Origin of the sequence: Streptomyces sp. NPDC008001 (assembly GCF_042958085.1) — a bacterium.
Classification (GTDB): Bacteria; Actinomycetota; Actinomycetes; order Streptomycetales; family Streptomycetaceae; genus Streptomyces.
The window spans coordinates 175943-194369 of sequence record NZ_JBIBIZ010000004.1 but is presented as its reverse complement, the minus strand read 5'-3'; the positions used below and the strand labels follow the sequence as shown (position 1 = coordinate 194369).

The 18427-nt window shown below is 70.5% G+C and carries 19 protein-coding genes; 4 read left to right on the top strand and 15 right to left on the bottom strand.

Annotated features, from left to right (window positions below; translation table 11 throughout):
* Positions 1-227 precede the first annotated feature (227 nt).
* Positions 228-800, top strand: a complete 573-nt coding sequence (locus ACFZCD_RS12460) for a cob(I)yrinic acid a,c-diamide adenosyltransferase (protein ID WP_391829803.1) — start codon at positions 228-230, stop codon at positions 798-800.
* 33 nt (positions 801-833) lie between these two features.
* Here ACFZCD_RS12460 and ACFZCD_RS12455 read toward each other — a convergent pair whose 3' ends face one another.
* Entirely contained in the window at positions 834-1370 is a 537-nt protein-coding gene (locus ACFZCD_RS12455) for a hypothetical protein (protein ID WP_391829801.1), read from the bottom strand.
* Between the two features lie 159 nt (positions 1371-1529).
* Between ACFZCD_RS12455 and ACFZCD_RS12450 the strand changes: the two genes are divergently transcribed.
* The 3 genes from ACFZCD_RS12450 (at position 1530) to ACFZCD_RS12440 (ending at position 5548) form a co-directional block, all read left to right on the top strand.
* Complete coding sequence (locus ACFZCD_RS12450; RefSeq protein WP_391829799.1) at positions 1530-2726, top strand: sensor histidine kinase; 1197 nt, start codon at positions 1530-1532, stop codon at positions 2724-2726.
* Positions 2723-3430: a response regulator gene (locus ACFZCD_RS12445; RefSeq protein WP_391829798.1), complete on the top strand. Its 708-nt coding sequence runs from the start codon at positions 2723-2725 to the stop codon at positions 3428-3430. The genes ACFZCD_RS12450 and ACFZCD_RS12445 overlap by 4 nt, the downstream gene beginning before the upstream one ends.
* 81 nt (positions 3431-3511) lie before the next feature.
* Entirely contained in the window at positions 3512-5548 is a 2037-nt protein-coding gene (locus ACFZCD_RS12440; RefSeq protein ID WP_391829796.1) for a glycosyl hydrolase family 18 protein, read from the top strand.
* A gap of 72 nt (positions 5549-5620) precedes the next feature.
* Here ACFZCD_RS12440 and ACFZCD_RS12435 read toward each other — a convergent pair whose 3' ends face one another.
* The 14 genes from ACFZCD_RS12435 to ACFZCD_RS12370 all read right to left on the bottom strand — a co-directional run bounded on the left by ACFZCD_RS12435 (position 5621) and on the right by ACFZCD_RS12370 (position 18412).
* Entirely contained in the window at positions 5621-6070 is a 450-nt protein-coding gene (locus ACFZCD_RS12435) for a DUF2550 domain-containing protein (RefSeq protein ID WP_391829794.1), read from the bottom strand.
* Between the two features lie 117 nt (positions 6071-6187).
* Positions 6188-6562: a F0F1 ATP synthase subunit epsilon gene (locus ACFZCD_RS12430; RefSeq protein ID WP_391829792.1), complete on the bottom strand. Its 375-nt coding sequence runs from the start codon at positions 6560-6562 to the stop codon at positions 6188-6190.
* Positions 6563-6676: 114 nt separating this feature from the next.
* A complete protein-coding gene (gene atpD / locus ACFZCD_RS12425; protein ID WP_391829790.1) occupies positions 6677-8119 on the bottom strand; it encodes a F0F1 ATP synthase subunit beta in 1443 nt (480 codons plus the stop codon).
* Positions 8119-9042: a F0F1 ATP synthase subunit gamma gene (locus tag ACFZCD_RS12420; RefSeq protein WP_391829788.1), complete on the bottom strand. Its 924-nt coding sequence runs from the start codon at positions 9040-9042 to the stop codon at positions 8119-8121. Before ACFZCD_RS12420 ends, atpD begins: the two co-directional genes overlap by 1 nt.
* Before the next feature lie 2 nt (positions 9043-9044).
* A complete protein-coding gene (atpA, locus tag ACFZCD_RS12415; RefSeq protein WP_391829786.1) occupies positions 9045-10616 on the bottom strand; it encodes a F0F1 ATP synthase subunit alpha in 1572 nt (523 codons plus the stop codon).
* A 137-nt stretch (positions 10617-10753) separates the two neighbouring features.
* A complete protein-coding gene (locus ACFZCD_RS12410) occupies positions 10754-11569 on the bottom strand; it encodes a F0F1 ATP synthase subunit delta (protein ID WP_391829784.1) in 816 nt (271 codons plus the stop codon).
* Complete coding sequence (locus tag ACFZCD_RS12405) at positions 11566-12135, bottom strand: F0F1 ATP synthase subunit B (RefSeq protein WP_391829782.1); 570 nt, start codon at positions 12133-12135, stop codon at positions 11566-11568. Before ACFZCD_RS12405 ends, ACFZCD_RS12410 begins: the two co-directional genes overlap by 4 nt.
* A gap of 41 nt (positions 12136-12176) precedes the next feature.
* Entirely contained in the window at positions 12177-12428 is a 252-nt protein-coding gene (gene atpE, locus ACFZCD_RS12400) for an ATP synthase F0 subunit C (protein ID WP_099201169.1), read from the bottom strand.
* 76 nt (positions 12429-12504) lie between these two features.
* The gene (gene atpB / locus ACFZCD_RS12395) at positions 12505-13299 is read right to left on the bottom strand and encodes a F0F1 ATP synthase subunit A (RefSeq protein WP_391830359.1); all 795 of its coding nucleotides are present in this window, start codon (positions 13297-13299) and stop codon (positions 12505-12507) included.
* Positions 13300-13572: 273 nt separating this feature from the next.
* A complete protein-coding gene (locus ACFZCD_RS12390; protein WP_391829780.1) occupies positions 13573-14010 on the bottom strand; it encodes a hypothetical protein in 438 nt (145 codons plus the stop codon).
* Between the two features lie 266 nt (positions 14011-14276).
* Positions 14277-15605, bottom strand: coding sequence for an MraY family glycosyltransferase (locus ACFZCD_RS12385; RefSeq protein ID WP_391829778.1), 1329 nt, complete (start codon positions 15603-15605; stop codon positions 14277-14279).
* 111 nt (positions 15606-15716) lie between these two features.
* Complete coding sequence (gene glyA, locus ACFZCD_RS12380) at positions 15717-17027, bottom strand: serine hydroxymethyltransferase (protein WP_391829776.1); 1311 nt, start codon at positions 17025-17027, stop codon at positions 15717-15719.
* A gap of 81 nt (positions 17028-17108) precedes the next feature.
* Entirely contained in the window at positions 17109-17768 is a 660-nt protein-coding gene (locus ACFZCD_RS12375; RefSeq protein WP_391829774.1) for a protein-tyrosine-phosphatase, read from the bottom strand.
* On the bottom strand, positions 17765-18412 hold the full coding sequence (locus ACFZCD_RS12370) for an L-threonylcarbamoyladenylate synthase (protein ID WP_391829772.1): 648 nt from the start codon (positions 18410-18412) through the stop codon (positions 17765-17767). The genes ACFZCD_RS12375 and ACFZCD_RS12370 overlap by 4 nt, the downstream gene beginning before the upstream one ends.
* Positions 18413-18427 lie beyond the last annotated feature (15 nt).

Here is an 18427-nt window from a genome sequence, read left to right as displayed (position 1 = left end):
TCAAAGTTGTTCTTTACGCACTCTCTCGGCCGGACCTTAGCGCCCGTTGCGGCACGGTTGGGCGGTAAGAGATGCGCGTCACGTCCCCCATGACGGACATCACACCGGGGCGTCCACTGGCCGGTCCCCACAGTGCAGTTGAGCCCCTTTGGCCCCAGGTGTCACAGGGGTCGTCCGGTTGCGCGTCACCCTCGGCAGGTTCCCGGGTCGTGACTACGCTCGTCCCCATGGTCAATCTGACGCGCATTTACACTCGCACCGGTGACACCGGCACCACCGCCCTCGGCGACATGAGCCGCACCGTGAAGACCGACACCCGCATCGCGGCCTACGCCGACGCCAACGAGGCCAACGCCGCGATCGGCGTGGCCATCGCGCTCGGGCAGCTGCCCGAGGAGGTCGTCAAGGTGCTCGTCCGCATCCAGAACGACCTCTTCGACGTGGGGGCCGATCTGGCCACGCCGGTGACCGAGAACCCCAAGTACCCGCCGCTGCGCGTCGAGCAGTCCTACATCGACAAACTGGAGGCGGACTGCGACCGCTTCCTGGAGGACCTGGAGAAGCTGCGCAGCTTCATCCTGCCGGGGGGTACGCCGGGGGCGGCGCTGCTGCACCAGGCCTGCACCGTCGTCCGCCGCGCGGAGCGCTCCACCTGGGCCGCCATGGAGCTCCACGCCGACATCATGAACCCCCTGACGGCCACCTACCTCAACCGCCTCTCGGACCTGCTGTTCATCCTGGCCAGGACCGCGAACAAGGAGCTCGGGGACATCCTGTGGGTCCCGGGCGAGAACCGCTGACGCCCTCCGGGGCGGGAGGGGCGGCGGCGGGGATCAGCTCTTCGGCTGCTTGGGCCAGAGCGTGTAGCTCGCCGCGATCGCCAGGTTGATTCCGGCCACGAGCAGCATCCTCGTCTGCCAGGACCGCAGCGAGCTGATGTCGCCGCCGTCCCCGACGTACCAGACCGCCGCCTGCAGGAGGCCGAGGGCGACCGCGCAGGACAGGGTCCAGCGGCCGGCGGTCTTCCACTCGTGGACGGTGCGCTCGCGGCCGTACTTGGGCGGCTTCACGGGCGGCGGGCCGCCCGCGAAGCGGTGGGCGAAGCGGGCGTCGACCCACTTGATCGTGGTGTGGCCGAGGCCCACGGAGTAGCCGATGTAGACGGCGGCCAGGCCGTGCTTCCAGTCGGCCTGCGCGCCGTTCTTCAGGTCGATGGCAGTGGCGATCAGCAGGACGAGCTCCAGCACGGGCTCCAGCAGCAGCACGGCGATCCCCGCGCGGGGCATCTTCGCCAGGTACCGCAGGCTCAGCCCGCCGGCCAGCAGCACCCAGAAGGCGGCCTCGCAGACGACGATCAGCGTGACGATCACGGTTCTCTCCCTTCCCTCCCTTCCAGGTTCACTGCCGTGACCAGCGGCTTCGTCATCGCCTGCGACGATTCCGGACTGCATCCTTCGATGTAGTGCGCGCCCTGCCGCACCCTCCCCCGGCGCGTCCCCGCAGCCCTCGCCGCATGCTGTGATGTACGCATGCCCGTCCGACCGCTCCGCCGTCCCGACCGCGACGCCGTCCTCATCTCGGCCGCGGGCCTGCTGGGCGGCCTGGCGCTGTGGTTCCTCGGGCTGCGCAGCAGCCCGCTGCCGGCCGGGGTGCCCGGCGTGCTGGCCCTGGTCGCGCTGGGCGTCATGTGCGGCGCCGAGCTGCTGCGGCGCAGCGCCCCGCTGACGGCCCTCGCCGTCGGCACCCTCGCGCTCGGCCTCGACGTCTGCGCGGGCTCGCTCGTCGCGACGGTCGCCATGTACACGGACGTCGTCTACGCGGCGGTGCTCTACGGCCGCCCGTCCGTCGCCTCGCGCATCCCCCGCATCGGCGAAGTGCTCACCGTACTGGGTACGTTGCTGGCCGTGGCGCTGCTCCGCAGGCCGGAGGCGCTGCTGATCGGCTTCGGCTTCGGGGTGCTGGTCGTCGCGCCGGCGTGGACGGGCGCGGGCATCCGCCGGCACCGCGACGCCGCGCACTCGGCCCGGCTGGAGGCCGACCGGACCGCGCTGCTGGCCGAGATGGACCGCCGCGAGGCCGTGGTGACCGAGCGCGCCCGGATGGCGCGGGAGCTGCACGACATGGTCGCGGGCCACCTGTCGGCCATCGCGATCCACTCCACCGCGGCGCTGTCGATCGGGGAGGCGAAGGCGTCGGAGGAGGCGCTCACCGTGATCCGGGAGAACAGCGTGCAGGGCCTGGCCGAAATGCGCCGCCTCATCGGGCTGCTGCGGCAGGAGGGCGGCGAGCAGGAGCCCGCGGCCACGCCCCGGCTCGACGGCGTGGACGCCCTCCTCGCCCGCGCCCGCACGGCCGTCCGCGACGAACGGTTCCGTTTCGTCCTGGACGACCGGCGGGGGCCGGGCCCGCTCCCGGCGCCCGTCGAGCTCGCGGCGTACCGCATCGTCCAGGAGTCGCTGACCAACGCGGTCAAGCACGCCGCTCCGGGCCCGGTGACGGTGCGTCTGGGGCACGACGGCGGGAAGCGGCTGGCGGTGGAGGTCACCAGCCCGTACGGCGCGGAGCCGGTGCCGCGGGCCCCCGGCTCCGGGGCGGGCCTGGTCGGCATGGGCGAGCGGGTGGCCCTGCTGGACGGAGAGTTCGAGGCGGGCCCGGAGGCCGGCCCGGAGGGAAAGCAATGGCGCGTGCGGGCGGTGCTGCCCGTACCGGAGGAGGTATCACCGTGACCACCGAGTCCCCCGCATCCCCCGCATCCACCGGGACCGACCGGAGCATCAGGGTCCTCGTGGCCGAGGACCAGGCCTCGGTCCGCTCCGGGCTGGTCCTCATCCTGCGCTCGGCGCCGGGCGTCGAGGTCGCCGGAGAGGCTGCCGACGGCGAGGAGGCCGTCCGGCTGGCCCGCGAGCTGCGCCCGGACGTGGTGCTGATGGACGTGCAGATGCCGCGCCTGGACGGGGTGTCGGCCACCCGCCGCATCGTCGCCGAGCAGCTGGCCGACGTCCTGGTGCTGACGACGTTCGACCTGGACGAGTACGTGTTCGGGGCGCTGCGGGCGGGCGCGGCGGGCTTCCTGCTCAAGGACAGCGAGGCCGCGGGGCTCATCGCGGCCGTGCGGACGGTGGCGGGCGGCGAGGGGCTGATCTCCCCCGCGGTGACGCGCCGCCTGATCGCCGAGTTCGCGCGCCCCGCGCCCGTGCGGCGGCCGGACGCTCCGGAGGCCGCGATGCTGGAGTCGCTGACGCGGCGCGAGCGCGAGGTGCTGGCCGCGCTGGGCGAGGGGCTGTCGAACGCGGAGCTCGCGGGGCGCCTGGGCATGGCGGAGGCGACGGTGAAGACGCACGTCAGCAGGCTGCTCGGCAAGCTGGAGCTGCGCAGCCGGGTGCAAGCGGCGGTGCTGGCCCGGGAGTTGGGATTGGTCCAGTCCTCTTGACCATTGGTACGGACCTTTCTACGCTCCCCGAGCAACTGTGCACCCCCCACCTGTCCGCACCTCTCTGCGAGGAGCACCCCCTTGAGCACAGGAACCTCAGGAAGCATCGGCCGCACCTTACGAAGAGCAGTGGCCGCCCTGGCCACGCTCGCCCTCCCCGCCGCCGCGCTCGTCGGCCTGGCGGCCCCGGCGCACGCGGCGACCTCCGCCACGGCGACGTTCGCCAAGACCTCCGACTGGGGCACGGGCTTCCAGGCGGAGTGGACCGTCAAGAACACCGGCACGTCCGCCATCAGCGCCTGGACCGTCGAGTGGGACTTCCCCTCCGGCACCACGGTCGGCTCCTACTGGGACGCCCTGCTGACGAACTCGGGCTCCCACTACACCGCGAAGAACCGCGAGTACAACGGCACCATCGCCCCGGGCGCGAGCGTCACCTTCGGCTTCGTCGCCACCGGCGACGGCACCCCGGCGGGCTGCAAGCTCGACGGCGGCTCCTGTGACGGCTCCTCCGCCGACAGCCCGCCCGGCGCACCCGGCACCCCGCAGGCCACCGCGGTCACCGACACCTCCGTCTCCCTGAAGTGGCCCGCGGCCACCGACGACAAGGGCATCAAGAACTACGACGTCTACCGCGGCACGGTGAAGGCGGCCACCGTCGCCAAGCTCGCCTACACCGACACCGGCCTCACGCCCGGCACCGACTACACGTACACCGTCGTCGCCCGGGACACCGCCGGCCAGACCGGCAAGGCCAGCGCACCGCTGACCGTGCACACCACCGGCGGCGGCGGGCAGCCGCAGCCCGGCACGGGCTACACCAGGGCCGGCTACTTCGTGCAGTGGGGCATCTACGGCCGCGGCTACACCGTGAAGTCACTGGAGAGCACGGGCGCCGCCGCCAAGCTCACCCACATCAACTACTCCTTCTCCAATATCCACCCCACCGACCTCACCTGCCTCAATGGCGTCACGAAGGCCACCACGCCCAATCCGCAGGACCCGAGTCAGGGCGACGGCGCGGGTGACTCCTGGGCCGACTACGAGAAGGGCTTCGGCGCCGGCGAGTCCGTCGACGGGGTCGGGGACACCTGGGACCAGCCGCTGGCCGGCAACTTCAACCAGCTGAAGAAGCTCAAGGCCAAGCACCCCAACCTCAAGATCAATATGTCCATCGGCGGCTGGACCTACAGCAAGTACTTCTCGGACGTCGCGAAGACCGACGCCTCCCGGCAGAAGTTCGTCCGGTCCTGCATCGACATGTACATCAAGGGCAACCTGCCGGTCACCAACGGCCGCGGCGGCACCGGCGCCGCCGCCGGGATCTTCGACGGCTTCGACATCGACTGGGAGTGGCCGGGCTCCGAGGGCCACGCCGGCAACCACGTCTCCAAGGACGACAAGGCGAACAACACCCTGCTGTTCGCCGAGTTCCGCCGCCAGCTCGACGCCCTGAGCGCCACGACCGGCAAGCACTACCTGCTCACGGCCTTCACCCCCGCCGACCCCGCGAAGATCGACGCCGGCTGGGACATCACCACCAAGGACGGCACGCCCAGCGTCTTCGACTACATGGACTTCGCCAACGTCCAGGGCTACGACTTCCACGGCTCCGGCAGCGACAACAGCTGGGAGCCCAACCGCACGGGCCACCAGGGCAACCTCTACCAGGACGCCAAGGACCCGTACGCCACGAAGTTCAGCGTGGACAAGACCGTGCAGACCTACCTGGACGCGGGCGTCGACCCGAAGAAGGTCGTCCTAGGCCTCGCCTTCTACGGCCGCGGCTGGCAGCAGGTCGCCGACGGCGGCGAGCACGGCGTCTGGCAGACGGCGAACGGGGCCGCCCCCGGCCAGTTCCCCGAGGAAGCGGGGACGCGCGGCTACGACAACCTGATCGCGTCCGTCGCGGGCCTCACCGTGTACCACGACGAGCAGTCCGTCGCCACGTACGGGTACACCGGCAACGGCGGGCAGTGGTGGACGTTCGACGACGCGTGGTCGATCGGCAAGAAGACCGCCTGGCTCAAGCCGAAGGGCCTGGGCGGCGTGATGATCTGGGAGATGTCCGGGGACAGCGGCACGCTGATGACAGCCGTCGACAACGGTCTCCGGTAGCCACCGTCACCAATGGCCTCAAACGCCGGCCGGGCTGATGTCAGCCCGGCCGGCGTTTGAGGCCACGGGAAGCTACGCCACGTTCACGCGCTGACCGGGCGGCGCCGCCTCAAGCCACGCCAGGAAGCCCGTCAGAGCGTCCTCGCTCATCGCCAGCTCCAGCCGCGTCCCCTGGTGCAGACAGATCAGCACCACCGCGTCGGACAGCAGCGCGAGCTCCTCGTCGCCCTGCGGCGACCGCCGCTCCAGCACCTCGATCGAGGCCCGCTCCAGCAGCCTCCGGGGCCGCGGCGCGTACGAGAAGACCCGGAACCACTCGATCCGGTCGCTGTTGTAGCGGGCGACGCCGTAGATCCACCCCTTGCCGTCCGGCGCGGGGCCCTCCGCGGGGACGTTCCAGCGCAGACTGCAGTCGAACGTACCGCCGGAGCGCTGGATCAGGCGCCTCCGCAGCCCGAAGACGAAGAGCCCCACCAGCACCAGCAGGACGACGACGCCGCTCACGAGCAGAGCGAGGACCATCTCCACCGACCTCCTCGCATCATCTAGAGCAACGGGCTTGTATGGCCTCAGCCGCGGCCCGCCCTGGAGTGATCCAGTGCGGTCCGCGGCTGAGGGACGAACTCATCGGGCCGTGGGCTAATGAACGCCCGTGACCGCTCGCAGCCGGACGTCGGCGCGCCGCTCGGCCGCGGCGTCCGCAGCCGACTTGGCGCGCTCGAGCGCCCGCTCCGCGCGCTGGACGTCGATCTCGTCGGCCAGCTCCGCAACCTCGGCGAGCAGCGAGAGCTTGTCGTCCGCGAACGAGATGAAACCGCCGTGCACCGCGGCGACGACATTGCCGTCGGCGGTCCTGATGGTCACCGGGCCGGACTCCAGCACACCGAGCAGCGGCTGGTGGCCGGGCATGACGCCGATGTCACCCGATGTGGTACGCGCGATGACCAGAGTGGCCTCGCCGGACCAGACGCTTCGGTCCGCCGCGACCAGCTCGACGTGCAGCTCAGCAGCCAACGTGGCTCCTCGGGTCTTCACCTGCCGGGCACGGCAGGTGTTGGGTCAAAGAATAGGGGACGTGGCTGCCGGGGGCGGGAGCGCCCCGCCCCCGGCAGCTGACGAGCACGGGGCTCAGGAGACGCCCAGCTCCTTGGCGTTCTTCTTCAGGTCCTCGAGACCACCGCACATGAAGAAGGCCTGCTCGGGGAAGTGGTCGTACTCACCGTCGCAGATGGCGTTGAACGCCGCGATGGACTCGTCCAGCGGGACGTCGGAGCCGTCCACACCGGTGAACTGCTTCGCCGCGTGGGTGTTCTGCGACAGGAAGCGCTCGACGCGACGGGCACGGTGGACGACGAGCTTGTCCTCCTCGCCCAGCTCGTCGATGCCGAGGATCGCGATGATGTCCTGGAGGTCCTTGTACTTCTGCAGGATCCCCTTGACGCGCATGGCGGCCTCGTAGTGCTCCTGCGCGATGTACCGCGGGTCCAGGATGCGGGACGTCGAGTCCAGCGGGTCCACCGCCGGGTAGATGCCCTTCTCCGAGATCGGACGCGACAGCACGGTCGTGGCGTCCAGGTGGGCGAAGGTGGTCGCCGGGGCCGGGTCGGTCAGGTCGTCCGCGGGGACGTAGATCGCCTGCATCGAGGTGATCGAGTGACCACGGGTCGAGGTGATGCGCTCCTGCAGGATGCCCATCTCGTCCGCGAGGTTCGGCTGGTAACCCACCGCGGAGGGCATGCGGCCCAGCAGGGTGGAGACCTCGGAACCGGCCTGGGTGAAGCGGAAGATGTTGTCGATGAAGAACAGCACGTCCTGCTTCTGCACATCGCGGAAGTACTCCGCCATGGTCAGACCGGCCAGGGCCACGCGCAGACGGGTGCCCGGGGGCTCGTCCATCTGACCGAAGACCAGCGCGGTCTTGTCGAGAACGCCGGCCTCCTCCATCTCCACCATGAGGTCGTTGCCCTCACGGGTGCGCTCACCGACACCGGCGAAGACGGAAACACCCTCGTGCAGCTTCGCCACACGCATGATCATTTCCTGGATCAGCACGGTCTTGCCGACACCGGCACCACCGAACAGACCGATCTTGCCGCCCTTGACGTACGGGGTCAGCAGGTCGACGACCTTCAGGCCGGTCTCGAACATCTCGGTCTTGGACTCGAGCTGGTCGAAGGCCGGGGCCTTGCGGTGGATGGACCAGCGCTCGGCGTCGGCGACCGTGGACGGGTCCTCGTTGAGGACCTGGCCCAGGGTGTTGAACACCTTGCCCTTGGTCACGTCACCGACCGGGACGGTGATGCCCGTGCCGGTGTTGGTCACCGGGGCCTGGCGGACCAGGCCGTCGGTGGGCTGCATGGAGATCGCGCGGACCAGGCCCTCGCCCAGGTGCTGGGCGACCTCGAGGGTCAGCGTCTTGCGCGCACCCTCCTCGGCCGGGTCGTCGACCTCGACGTGCAGAGCGTTGTAGATCTCCGGCATCGCGTCGACGGGGAACTCCACGTCGACGACGGGGCCGATGACCCGCGCGACGCGGCCCGTGGCGGCGGCCGTCTCAACAGTGGTCGTCATTAGTTGTCACTCCCCGCGGTCGCGTCGGCCAGAGCGCTGGCGCCACCGACGATCTCGCTGATTTCCTGGGTGATGTCGGCCTGTCGGGCCGCATTGGCAAGCCGCGTGAGCGACTTGATGAGATCTTCCGCGTTGTCGGTCGCGGACTTCATCGCACGGCGGCGGGCGGCGTGCTCGGAAGCGGCGGCCTGCAGCAGCGCGTTGTAGATCCGGGACTCCACGTACCGCGGAAGCAGTGCGTCGAGGACCCCTTCCGCCGACGGTTCGAAGTCGAACAGCGGAAGGATCCGGCCGGGCGCGCCGGTCTCCTGCTCCGCCGGGGCCTTCTCCAGGCTCAGCGGCAGCAGGCGGTTGTCGACCGGCGTCTGCGTCATCATCGAGACGAACTCGGTGAAGACGATGTGCAGCTCGTCCACGCCGCCCTCGGCCGTGTCCCGCTGAACGGCCTCGATCAGCGGACCCGCGATGCGCTTGGCGTCGGCGTAGGTCGGGCTGTCCGTGAAGCCGGTCCAGGACTCCGCCACCGGACGCTCGCGGAAGCCGTAGTACGCGACGCCCTTGCGGCCGACGATGTACGTGACGACGTCCTTGCCCTCGGCCCGGAGGCGCTTGGTGAGCGCCTCCGCCGCCTTGATGGCGTTCGAGGAGTAGCCGCCGGCCAGACCGCGGTCGCTCGTGACGAGCAGCACTGCGGCGCGGGCCGGGTTCTCCGCCTCGGTGGTGAGGGCGTGCTTGGTGGTGGAGCCGGTGGCAACCGCGGTCACTGCCCGGGTGAGCTCACTGGCGTACGGAGTGGATGCGGCCACCTGGCGCTGCGCCTTGACGATGCGCGAGGCGGCGATCATCTCCATCGCCTTGGTGATCTTCTTGGTCGCGGAGACGGACTTGATCCGCCTCTTGTAGACCCGGAGCTGGGCACCCATGCTCAGCCCTCGCCCAGCAGCTTGCCGTCCGAGGTCTCGAACTGCTGCTTGAAGGACGCGATCGCGTCGCCCACGGCCTGCAGCGTGTCGTCGGACATCTTGCCGCCCTCACGGATGGAGGTCATGAGGCCCTTGTGCTCGCGGTGCAGGTAGTCCAGCAGCTCGCGCTCGAAGCGGCGGATGTCCTCGACCGGGACCTCGTCCATCTTGCCCGTGGTGCCGGCCCAGATGGAGACGACCTGGTCCTCGGTGGAGTACGGGGCGTACTGGGCCTGCTTCAGCAGCTCGACCATGCGCTTGCCGCGCTCCAGCGAGGCCTTGGAGGCCGCGTCCAGGTCGGAACCGAAGGCGGCGAACGCCTCCAGCTCACGGAACTGGGCGAGGTCCACGCGAAGCCGGCCGGAGACCTGCTTCATGGCCTTGTGCTGGGCGGAGCCACCGACACGGGAGACCGAGATGCCGACGTTCAGGGCCGGGCGCTGGCCGGCGTTGAACAGGTCGGACTCCAGGAAGCACTGGCCGTCGGTGATGGAGATGACGTTGGTCGGGATGAACGCCGAGACGTCGTTGGCCTTGGTCTCGACGATCGGCAGACCGGTCATCGAGCCGGCACCCATCTCGTCGGAGAGCTTGGCGCAGCGCTCCAGCAGACGCGAGTGCAGGTAGAAGACGTCACCCGGGTAGGCCTCACGGCCCGGCGGGCGGCGCAGCAGCAGCGACACGGCGCGGTAGGCGTCGGCCTGCTTCGACAGGTCGTCGAAGACGATCAGGACGTGCTTGCCCTGGTACATCCAGTGCTGACCGATGGCCGAGCCGGTGTAGGGGGCGAGGAACTTGAAGCCCGCCGGGTCGGACGCGGGGGCCGCGACGATCGTCGTGTACTCCAGCGCACCGGCCTCCTCCAGCGCGGCGCGCACGGAGGCGATGGTCGAGCCCTTCTGGCCGATGGCGACGTAGATGCAGCGGACCTGCTTCTTCGGGTCGCCGGTGCGCCAGTTGTCACGCTGGTTGATGATCGTGTCGACGGCCAGCGCGGTCTTGCCGGTCTGGCGGTCGCCGATGATCAGCTGACGCTGACCGCGGCCGACCGGGGTCATCGCGTCGACGGCCTTGTAGCCCGTCTCCATCGGCTCGTGGACCGACTTGCGCTGCATGACCGTGGGGGCCTGCAGCTCGAGGGCGCGCCGCCCCTCGGTCGCGATCTCGCCGAGGCCGTCGATCGGGTTGCCCAGCGGGTCGACGACGCGGCCGAGGTAGCCCTCGCCCACCGCGACGGAGAGCACCTCACCGGTGCGCTGCACCGGCTGGCCCTCCTCGATGCCGCTGAACTCGCCGAGGACGACCGCACCGATCTCGCGCTCCTCGAGGTTGAGGGCGAGACCGAGGGTTCCGTCCTCGAACCGCAGCAGCTCGTTCGCCATGGCCGAGGGAAGGCCCTCGACCTTAGCGATGCCGTCGCCGGCAACGCTGACCGTACCGACCTCCTCGCGCGAGGCCGCGTCCGGCTTGTACGCCTGGACAAAGTTCTCCAGCGCGTCCCGGATCTCCTCCGGCCGGATCGTGAGCTCCGCCATCTGGGTTCCCTGCTCTCCTTGTTGGGCCCGAAGTATTTCTTCTCCGGAGGCCGGTTCCGGCAGCTTCCGCTGCTGGCCCCCGGAGGACACCGTCGGCCCAACTCGGGCCGTCAGTCATGCTCTTGAGTTGGTGGCTGTCAGCCGGCCATCCGCCGGTCCGCCTCCGCGAGACGGTCCGCGATGCTGCCGTTGATGACCTCGTCGCCGATCCGCACCTGCACACCGCCGAGGATCTCGGGGTCGATGTCCAGGTTGAGGTGGACACGGCGCCCGTACAGCTTGGCGAGCGCGTCGCCGAGCCGCTGCTTCTGGGCGTCGCTCATCGGCACCGCGGAGGTGACCACCGCGACCACGCGGTCCCGGCGGTCCGCGGCCAGCTTGGAGAGGGCGTTGAGCCCCGCCTCCAGGCTACGGCCCCGCGGCTGTCCCACAAGACGGACGACGAGTCGCTCGGTGACCGGGTTGGCCCGGCCCCCCAGCAGCTCCCGCACCAGCGCCGTCTTGGCCGAGCGGTTCGCGACCTTGTCCGTCAGCGCGGCCCGCAGCTCGGAGCTGGAGGCGACGATGCGGCCGAAGCGGAACAGCTCGTCCTCGACGTCGTCCAGGGCACCGGCCCGCTCGGCGGCGATGAACTCGGCGCCGGAGGCCAGCTCCTCGATGGCGTCCACCAGGTCGCGCGAGCGCGACCAGCGGGACCGCACCATCCCGGAGACCAGGTCGGCGCACTCGCCGCCCACCTGGCCGCCGAGCAGCCGGGCGGCCAGCTGGGACTTGGCCTCGCCGGGCTGCGCCGGGTCGGTCAGGACCCGGCGCAGGGACACCTCGCGGTCCAGCAGCGAGGTGACCGCGGCGAGGTCCTCGGCGAGCTTCACCGCGTCCACGGAGGTGTTGTCCGCCAGCGCGTCCAGGCGCTCACGTGCGGAGGCCAGCGCCTCCCGGCTCGCTCCGCTCATCGGTTCGCCTCTGCCTTCGTCGCACCGGCCGCCGCCTTGGCCTCGAGGTCGTCGAGGAAGCGGTCGATGGTCCGGCTCTGCCGGGCCGCGTCGGCGAGGGACTCGCCGACGATCCGGCCGGCCAGGTCGCTCGCGAGCTTGCCCACGTCCTGACGGAGCGTGGCCGCGGCGGCCTTGCGGTCGGCCTCGATCTGGGCGTGGCCGGCAGCGATGATCTCCTCGCGCTGACGCTCCCCCTCGGACCGCATCTCTGCGATCATCGACGCACCCTGCTCCTGCGCCTCCTGGCGCATGCGGGCGGCCTCGTGGCGGGCGTCGGCGAGCTGTGCCCGGTAGTCCTCGAGCACCTGCTGCGCCTCGGCCTGGGCGGCCTCAGCCTTCTCCATACCGCCTTCGATGGCCTCGCGGCGCTCGTCCAGAGTCTTGTTGATCTTCGGGAGGAGCTTCTTGCCGAGGAAGATGAAGACGATGGCGAAGGCGATCAGGCCGATGACGAGCTCTGGGAGCGGGGGCAGGAGCGGGTTTTCCAGCTCCCCCTCGCTCGCCAGGACTGCCAGGGGATTCACATCAATGCCTTCCGTCGAAAACAGTGGTCGTCAGGCGGTGATCAGGAGGTCGGGTAGACGAACGGCATGACCAGACCGATCAGGGCGAGCGCCTCACAGAAGGCGAAGCCGAGGATCTGGTTGGCGCGGATCAGGCCGGCGGCCTCGGGCTGGCGGGCCAGGGCCTGGGTGCCGTTACCGAAGACGATGCCGACGCCGACGCCGGGGCCGATCGCGGCCAGGCCGTAGCCGATCGAGCCCAGGTTGCCCTTGATCTCGACACCAGCGGCGATGGTCTGGAGAGCAGCAGACATGCTCGTTCTTCCTTCTCTTTCACGGACCGGTGGGGGTTGGCCACCGGACGACTGTTGGTCTGGGGAGCGGGGGTGCTCAGTGGTGCTCTGCGAGCGCGCCCTGGACGTAGTTGGTGGCCAGCAGCACGAAGACGTACGCCTGGACGGCCTGGATGAACAGCTCGAAGGCGGTCATCACGATCGTCATCACGAAGGAGACGCCGGCGTAGGCGATCCCGATCCCGTTCAGCAGGTACCAGCTGGCGACGGTGAACATGAGGATCAGCAGGTGACCCGCGAACATGTTCGCGAAGAGCCGCACCGCGTGGGTGAAGGGCCGGATGATCACGTTCGAGAAGAACTCGAGCGTCACGGCGAGCGGGAGGATCGGGCCCAGGGACTTGTCGTAGCCCACGATGTTCTTGAGGCCGCCGACGAAGCCGTGCTTCTTGAACGTCAGGTACATCCAGAGGACGTAGACGATCAGGGCGAGCGCCGCCGGGAAGGCGATGATCGACGTCACCGGGAACTGGGCGACCGGAATGATCGACCAGAGGTTCATGATCCAGACGAAGAAGAACAGCGAGACCATGAAGGGGACGTACTTCTCGCCCTCCTTCTTGCCGAGCGAGTCGTAGACGATGCCGCGGCGCACGAAGTCGTAGCCCGCCTCACCGACCATCTGCAGCTTGCCGGGGACCACCTTGGCCCGGCCGAAGGCCGCCCAGAAGAAGCCGATGACGAGGACCGTGGTGAGCACGGCCAGCAGCATGGGCTTGTTGAACTCGATGCCGCCGACCTTGAACAGCGGCTCGAACAGGAACGAGTGGAGGCCTGGGGCTGGGAAGCCGCACCCATCGAAGATGTGGCAATCGGTCTCGAAGGCGAGCATCTCGTTAGCACTCACCGCGAGCTCCTTCAGCGTGGCGCATAGGTACGGCAACCTCGTTGTGTCGGCGCGGCGCACAGCCGCGGAACGGCACTGGACTGGTCTTGCGGATGGGGGGGCGGGTGAACGGCGCGGGGCCGGTCGCGGGCATCAGCTGCATGGACTGCCGATTCCGTCCCGGGAAACTCGGGTGTTCAGCTGCCTGCGCCCACTGTGCCTCAGATGGCACCGGACGATAGCAGGTGAGCACCGGCACCTTTATCGCGGCCCTACCGGTCACGTCGGGGACCCGGCGGGCGCGGACTTCTTCGCCTCGGCGGATTCCGGATCGACATAAAGGATCTTGGCCTTGAGATACGCCCGGGTCTGCGCGGCGGTCCACACGAGGACCGCGCCGAGCAGCGCGAAGGCGAACGCCCGGGTGTTGAACAGCGACGTGTCCCGGAAGACCGCGAGAACGACCGCGGAGATCAGGAACTGCGTCACGTAGAGCACCAGACCCATGGCCTGGAACAGGTGCGGGAAGGACTTGGCCGTGCGCTGCAGCACGAAGAGACCCATGGCCATGACGCCGCCCGCCACGAGGGTGCCGACGACAGCGCCGACCGCACCCTTGCCGCCGGCGAGCACACCGCTCACGGCGGCGGCGACGAGGCCGGCCACGGCGGTCGGGACGGCGCACTGCAGGAGTGTTCGGGCGTCGTTGGACTGCATGAAGGGTTTCTCCGGCGATGAGGTCGGAAGCAACGATTCGTCGTGGACGAGCGTATCCCCGGAAATGCTCACGACTTGCGACGAAGGACCGCCGCACTACGGTCCATCGGCTCTAGCACCGGGTTTCGTGAACGGTATCACAAACTATTTGATGAGGTCTTTACCTACATCGTGTGCCGGACGTCACACGCAAGGGTCACGTCGCTGGTCAAGGCGCTGACGAGCCATGGGATCTCTGGTAGGGACATCCATTCGCCGGCGGCGCCTCAGCCGTTGCTGCTGATCCGGGTGAAGCGCGAGCGGTCGCCGATGGCGGTGGCGCCGTGGATGCCGGCGGGCACCGGTTCGCGCTGCTCGGCGGGCTCCTCCGGCTGCGCCGCGGGCTCCCCCGCCGCCGGTTCCGCCGGCGCCGCGGCCGTCACCTTGCGGCGGCGGTAGCGGGGCGGCACGAACGCCTCGGCCCAGCGCGGGGCGCGCGGCTTGAACCGCGGCAGCAGCAGGAGGACCAGACCGGCCGCGCTCAGCGCGACGATCAGCAGCAGGATCCAGGTGCTCGCCGAGTGCACGGAGTAGGCGACCGTGCCGAAGGCGATGAGCCCCGACCAGAAGTACATGATCAGCACCGCGCGGCTGTGCGAGTGCCCGATCTCCAGCAGCCGGTGGTGCAGGTGGCCGCGGTCCGCGGCGAACGGCGACTGGCCGTTCCAGGTGCGCCGCACGATGGCGAGCAGCAGGTCGGCGACCGGCACCGCGATCACCGTCAGCGGCAGCAGCAGCGGGATGTAGACCGGCACCGTCGCGTGCACGACGGCGCGCTCGGAACCGCCCGTGAACGCATTGAGCACATCGGGGTCGACCTGGCCGGTGATGGAAATGGCGCCGGCGGCCAGCACCAGGCCGATCAGCATGGAGCCGGAATCGCCCATAAAGATTCGTGCGGGATGCATGTTGTGCGGGAGGAATCCCAGGCACATGCCCATCAGGATCGCGGCGAACAGCGTCGCGGGAGCGGCCGCCTCCACGTTGTGCCCGAACCAGAGCCGGTAGGCGTAGAGGAAGAACGCGGCGGCGGCGATGCACACCATTCCGGAGGCCAGGCCGTCCAGGCCGTCGACGAAATTGACCGCGTTGATGGTGATGACCACGAGCGCGACCGTCAGCAGCGTGCCCTGCATGGGGGTGAGGCCGACCGTGCCCACGCCGGGCACCGGGATCCACAGGATCGTCAGGCCCTGGAGCACCATCACACCGGCGGCGATCATCTGGCCGCCCAGCTTGACCAGGGCGTCCACGCCCCACTTGTCGTCCAGCACGCCGAGGATCCAGATCAGCCCGGCGCCCGAGAGCAGCGCCCGCGGCTCGCTGTGCAGCTCGAAGACCTTGCCGAGGTTCGACAGGTGGGCCGCCACCAGCAGCCCCGCGCACAGCCCGCCGAACATCGCGATGCCGCCGAGCCGTGGCGTCGGCTCCCGGTGCACGTCGCGCGCGCGGATCTCCGGCATCGCGCCGGCCACGATCGCGAACTTCCGCACCGGTCCCGTCAGCAGATAGGTGACTGCCGCGGTGACGCACAGCGTCAGCAGGTATTCACGCACGGGCTGCCCCAGAGGTCGCGCTGGACATCACAGCCCCACACCATATTCGCGTCCGCCCCCGATCCGTGAATACAGCTGTAGACGTACGGCCATCCGCGATGGTTGCAGCCGTCAGATGTGGTCCGGATAAGGAGCGTAGAGGGGGAAGGCCGCAGTGAGCCGGGCGACCTCCCCGCGCAGGCCCCCGCCCGGCCCCGCGCCCCTCAGCGCCGCCCCGGTCAGTGCGCCGATCCGCGCCATCTCCGGCTCCCGCATGCCCTGCGTCGTCACCGCGGCGGTGCCCAGCCTCAGCCCGTGCGCCGTGCCGTGCGGCAGACCGCAGAGATCCAGGACGATGCCGGCGGCCGCCAGCCTGCCGCGGGCCGTGGCGGCCTCCAGGGCGAGCCCGGAGACGTCCGCGGTGATGAGATGCGTATCGGTACCTCCCGTCGTCACAGCGAGGCCCTCAGCGGCCAGGGAGGCGGCAAGGACGCGAGCGTTGGCCACCACCTGACGGGCGTACGCGGAGAAGGCCGCCGTCGCCGCCTCCCCGAACGCCACCGCCTTCGCCGCGACGGTGTGCATCTGCGCGCCGCCCTGCGTGAACGGGAACACCGCCCGGTCGATCCGGCCCGCCAGCTCCCCGCGGCACAGGATCATCCCGCCGCGCGGCCCGCGCAGCACCTTGTGGGTGGTCGCGCACACCACGTCGGCGTACGGGACGGGGCTGGGCGCCGCTCCCCCGGCCACCAGCCCGATGGGGTGGGCGGCGTCCACGATCAGCCAGGCGCCGGTCTCGTCGGCGATCTCGCGGAAGGCCGCGTAGTCGGGGTGGCGCGGGTACGAGATCGAGCCGCAGACGATCGCCGCGGGCCGGTGCTCCCGTGCCAGGGCCTGCACCTGGTCGTAGTCGATGAGGCCGGTGTCGCGGCGGACGCCGTAGCCGGTGAAGCCGTACCAGCGGCCGGAGAAGTTCGCCGGGGAGCCGTGGGTGAGGTGACCGCCGTGGCGCAGGTCCATGGCCAGCACCGTGTCGCCGGGGCTCAGCAGCGCGGCGTAGGCGGCGAGCATCGCGGAGGAGCCCGAGTGGGGCTGCACGTTGGCGTGTTCGGCGCCGAACAGGGCCTTCGCGCGGTCGACGGCGATGCGCTCCGCCATGTCGACCAGCTCGCAGCCGCCGTGGTGGCGGGCGCCCGGATAGCCCTCGGCGTACTTGTTGGCCAGCGGGGAGCCGAGGGCGGCGAGCACGGCGGGCGAGGTGAAGTTCTCGGCGGCGATCAGCTGGAGGCCGTCCGCCTGGCGGCGGGCCTCGCCGAGGAGCAGCCCGGCGAGCTCAGGGTCCTGGCGCGTCAGCGCGTCCAGGCCGTGGCTCCAGTCGCCGTACGGGGGCGGCTCCCGCACGGTGGCGCGCGCGTCCCGGGTGGTCGAGGGGGTGGCGGACATCGCGGGCTCCCGGCGATACGGAAGGTTCACCACCCAATGTAGGCCCGCGGCGACACGGATGCCCGGTGTGCCTCCCGGCCGTCAGCGGCGGGCCGCGACGCCGGTGAGGGCGGTCACCACCGGGTCCAGGGCCTGGTCGATCTCCGCGCCGATGGAGCGGAAGAAGGTGATGGGGGCGCCGTAGGGGTCGTGGACCTCGTCCGCCTCGGCGTTCGGGGCCAGCAGCCAGCCGCGCAGGGCGGCGGCCGCCTGCACCAGGGCGCGGGCACGCTCGACCACGCCGCCGGCCCGCTCGGGGTCCGGGAGCGTCGCCGGGTCTATGGCGCGCACCAGCCGGGTGAACTCCTTCAGCGTGAAGGTGCGCAGCCCCGCCGAGTGGCCCATGGAGATGACCTGGGCGCGGTGGTCGCGGGTGGCGGTCAGGACCAGGTCGGCGCGGATGACGTGCTCGTCCAGCAGCTCCCGGCCGGTGAACCCGGCCGGGTCGGCGCCGAGGTCAGCGAGGACGGTGGCGGCGTGCGCCTCCATGGGAGCGCCCTCGTGGCCCCAGGTGCCCGCGCTCTCCACCACCAGGCCGCCCGCGAACGGGTCGCCGAGGCGGTCGGTGAGCGCATGGCGGGTCAGCCGCTCGGTGATGGGCGAGCGGCAGACGTTGCCGGTGCTGACGTGGAGGATGCGGAAGGTGTCGGCCCTGGCCGCCGTGTCCGGTCCCGCTATGCCACGCCCCTGCGGGGCGATCAATTCGCCACCTCGAGGTCGGGTACCACCTCGCGGAGCTGCTCGGCGCTGATCGCGCCGGCGCGCAGCAGGACGGGCACCTTGCCCGTGACGTCCACGATGGAGGACGGCACGTCGGCGGGGGTCGGGCCGCCGTCGAGGTAGACGGAGACGGAGTCGCCGAGCATCTCCTGGGCGGCGTCGCAGCTCTGCGGCGCGGGGTGGCCGGTGAGGTTGGCGCTGGAGACGGCCATCGGGCCGAACTCGGTGAGCAGCTCGATGGCGACCGGGTGCAGCGGCATCCGGACGGCCACGGTGCCGCGGGTCTCGCCCAGGTCCCAGGTGAGGGACGGCTGGTGGGTGGCGACGAGGGTGAGGGCGCCGGGCCAGAAGGCGTCGACGAGCTCCCAGGCCTGCTCGGAGAAGTCCGTGACGAGGCCGTGCAGGGTGTTCGGGGAGCCGACGAGGACGGGCGAGGGCATGCCGCGGCCGCGGCCCTTGGCCTGCAGGAGATCGCCGACGGCCTCGCGGCTGAAGGCGTCCGCACCGATGCCGTACACGGTGTCGGTGGGAAGCACGACCAGCTCACCGCGGCGCACCGCGGCGACGGCCTCGCGCAGACCGGTCTTGCGGTCGGTCGCGTCGCTGCAGTCGTATCGCCGTGCCATCACATCTCCTTCGCG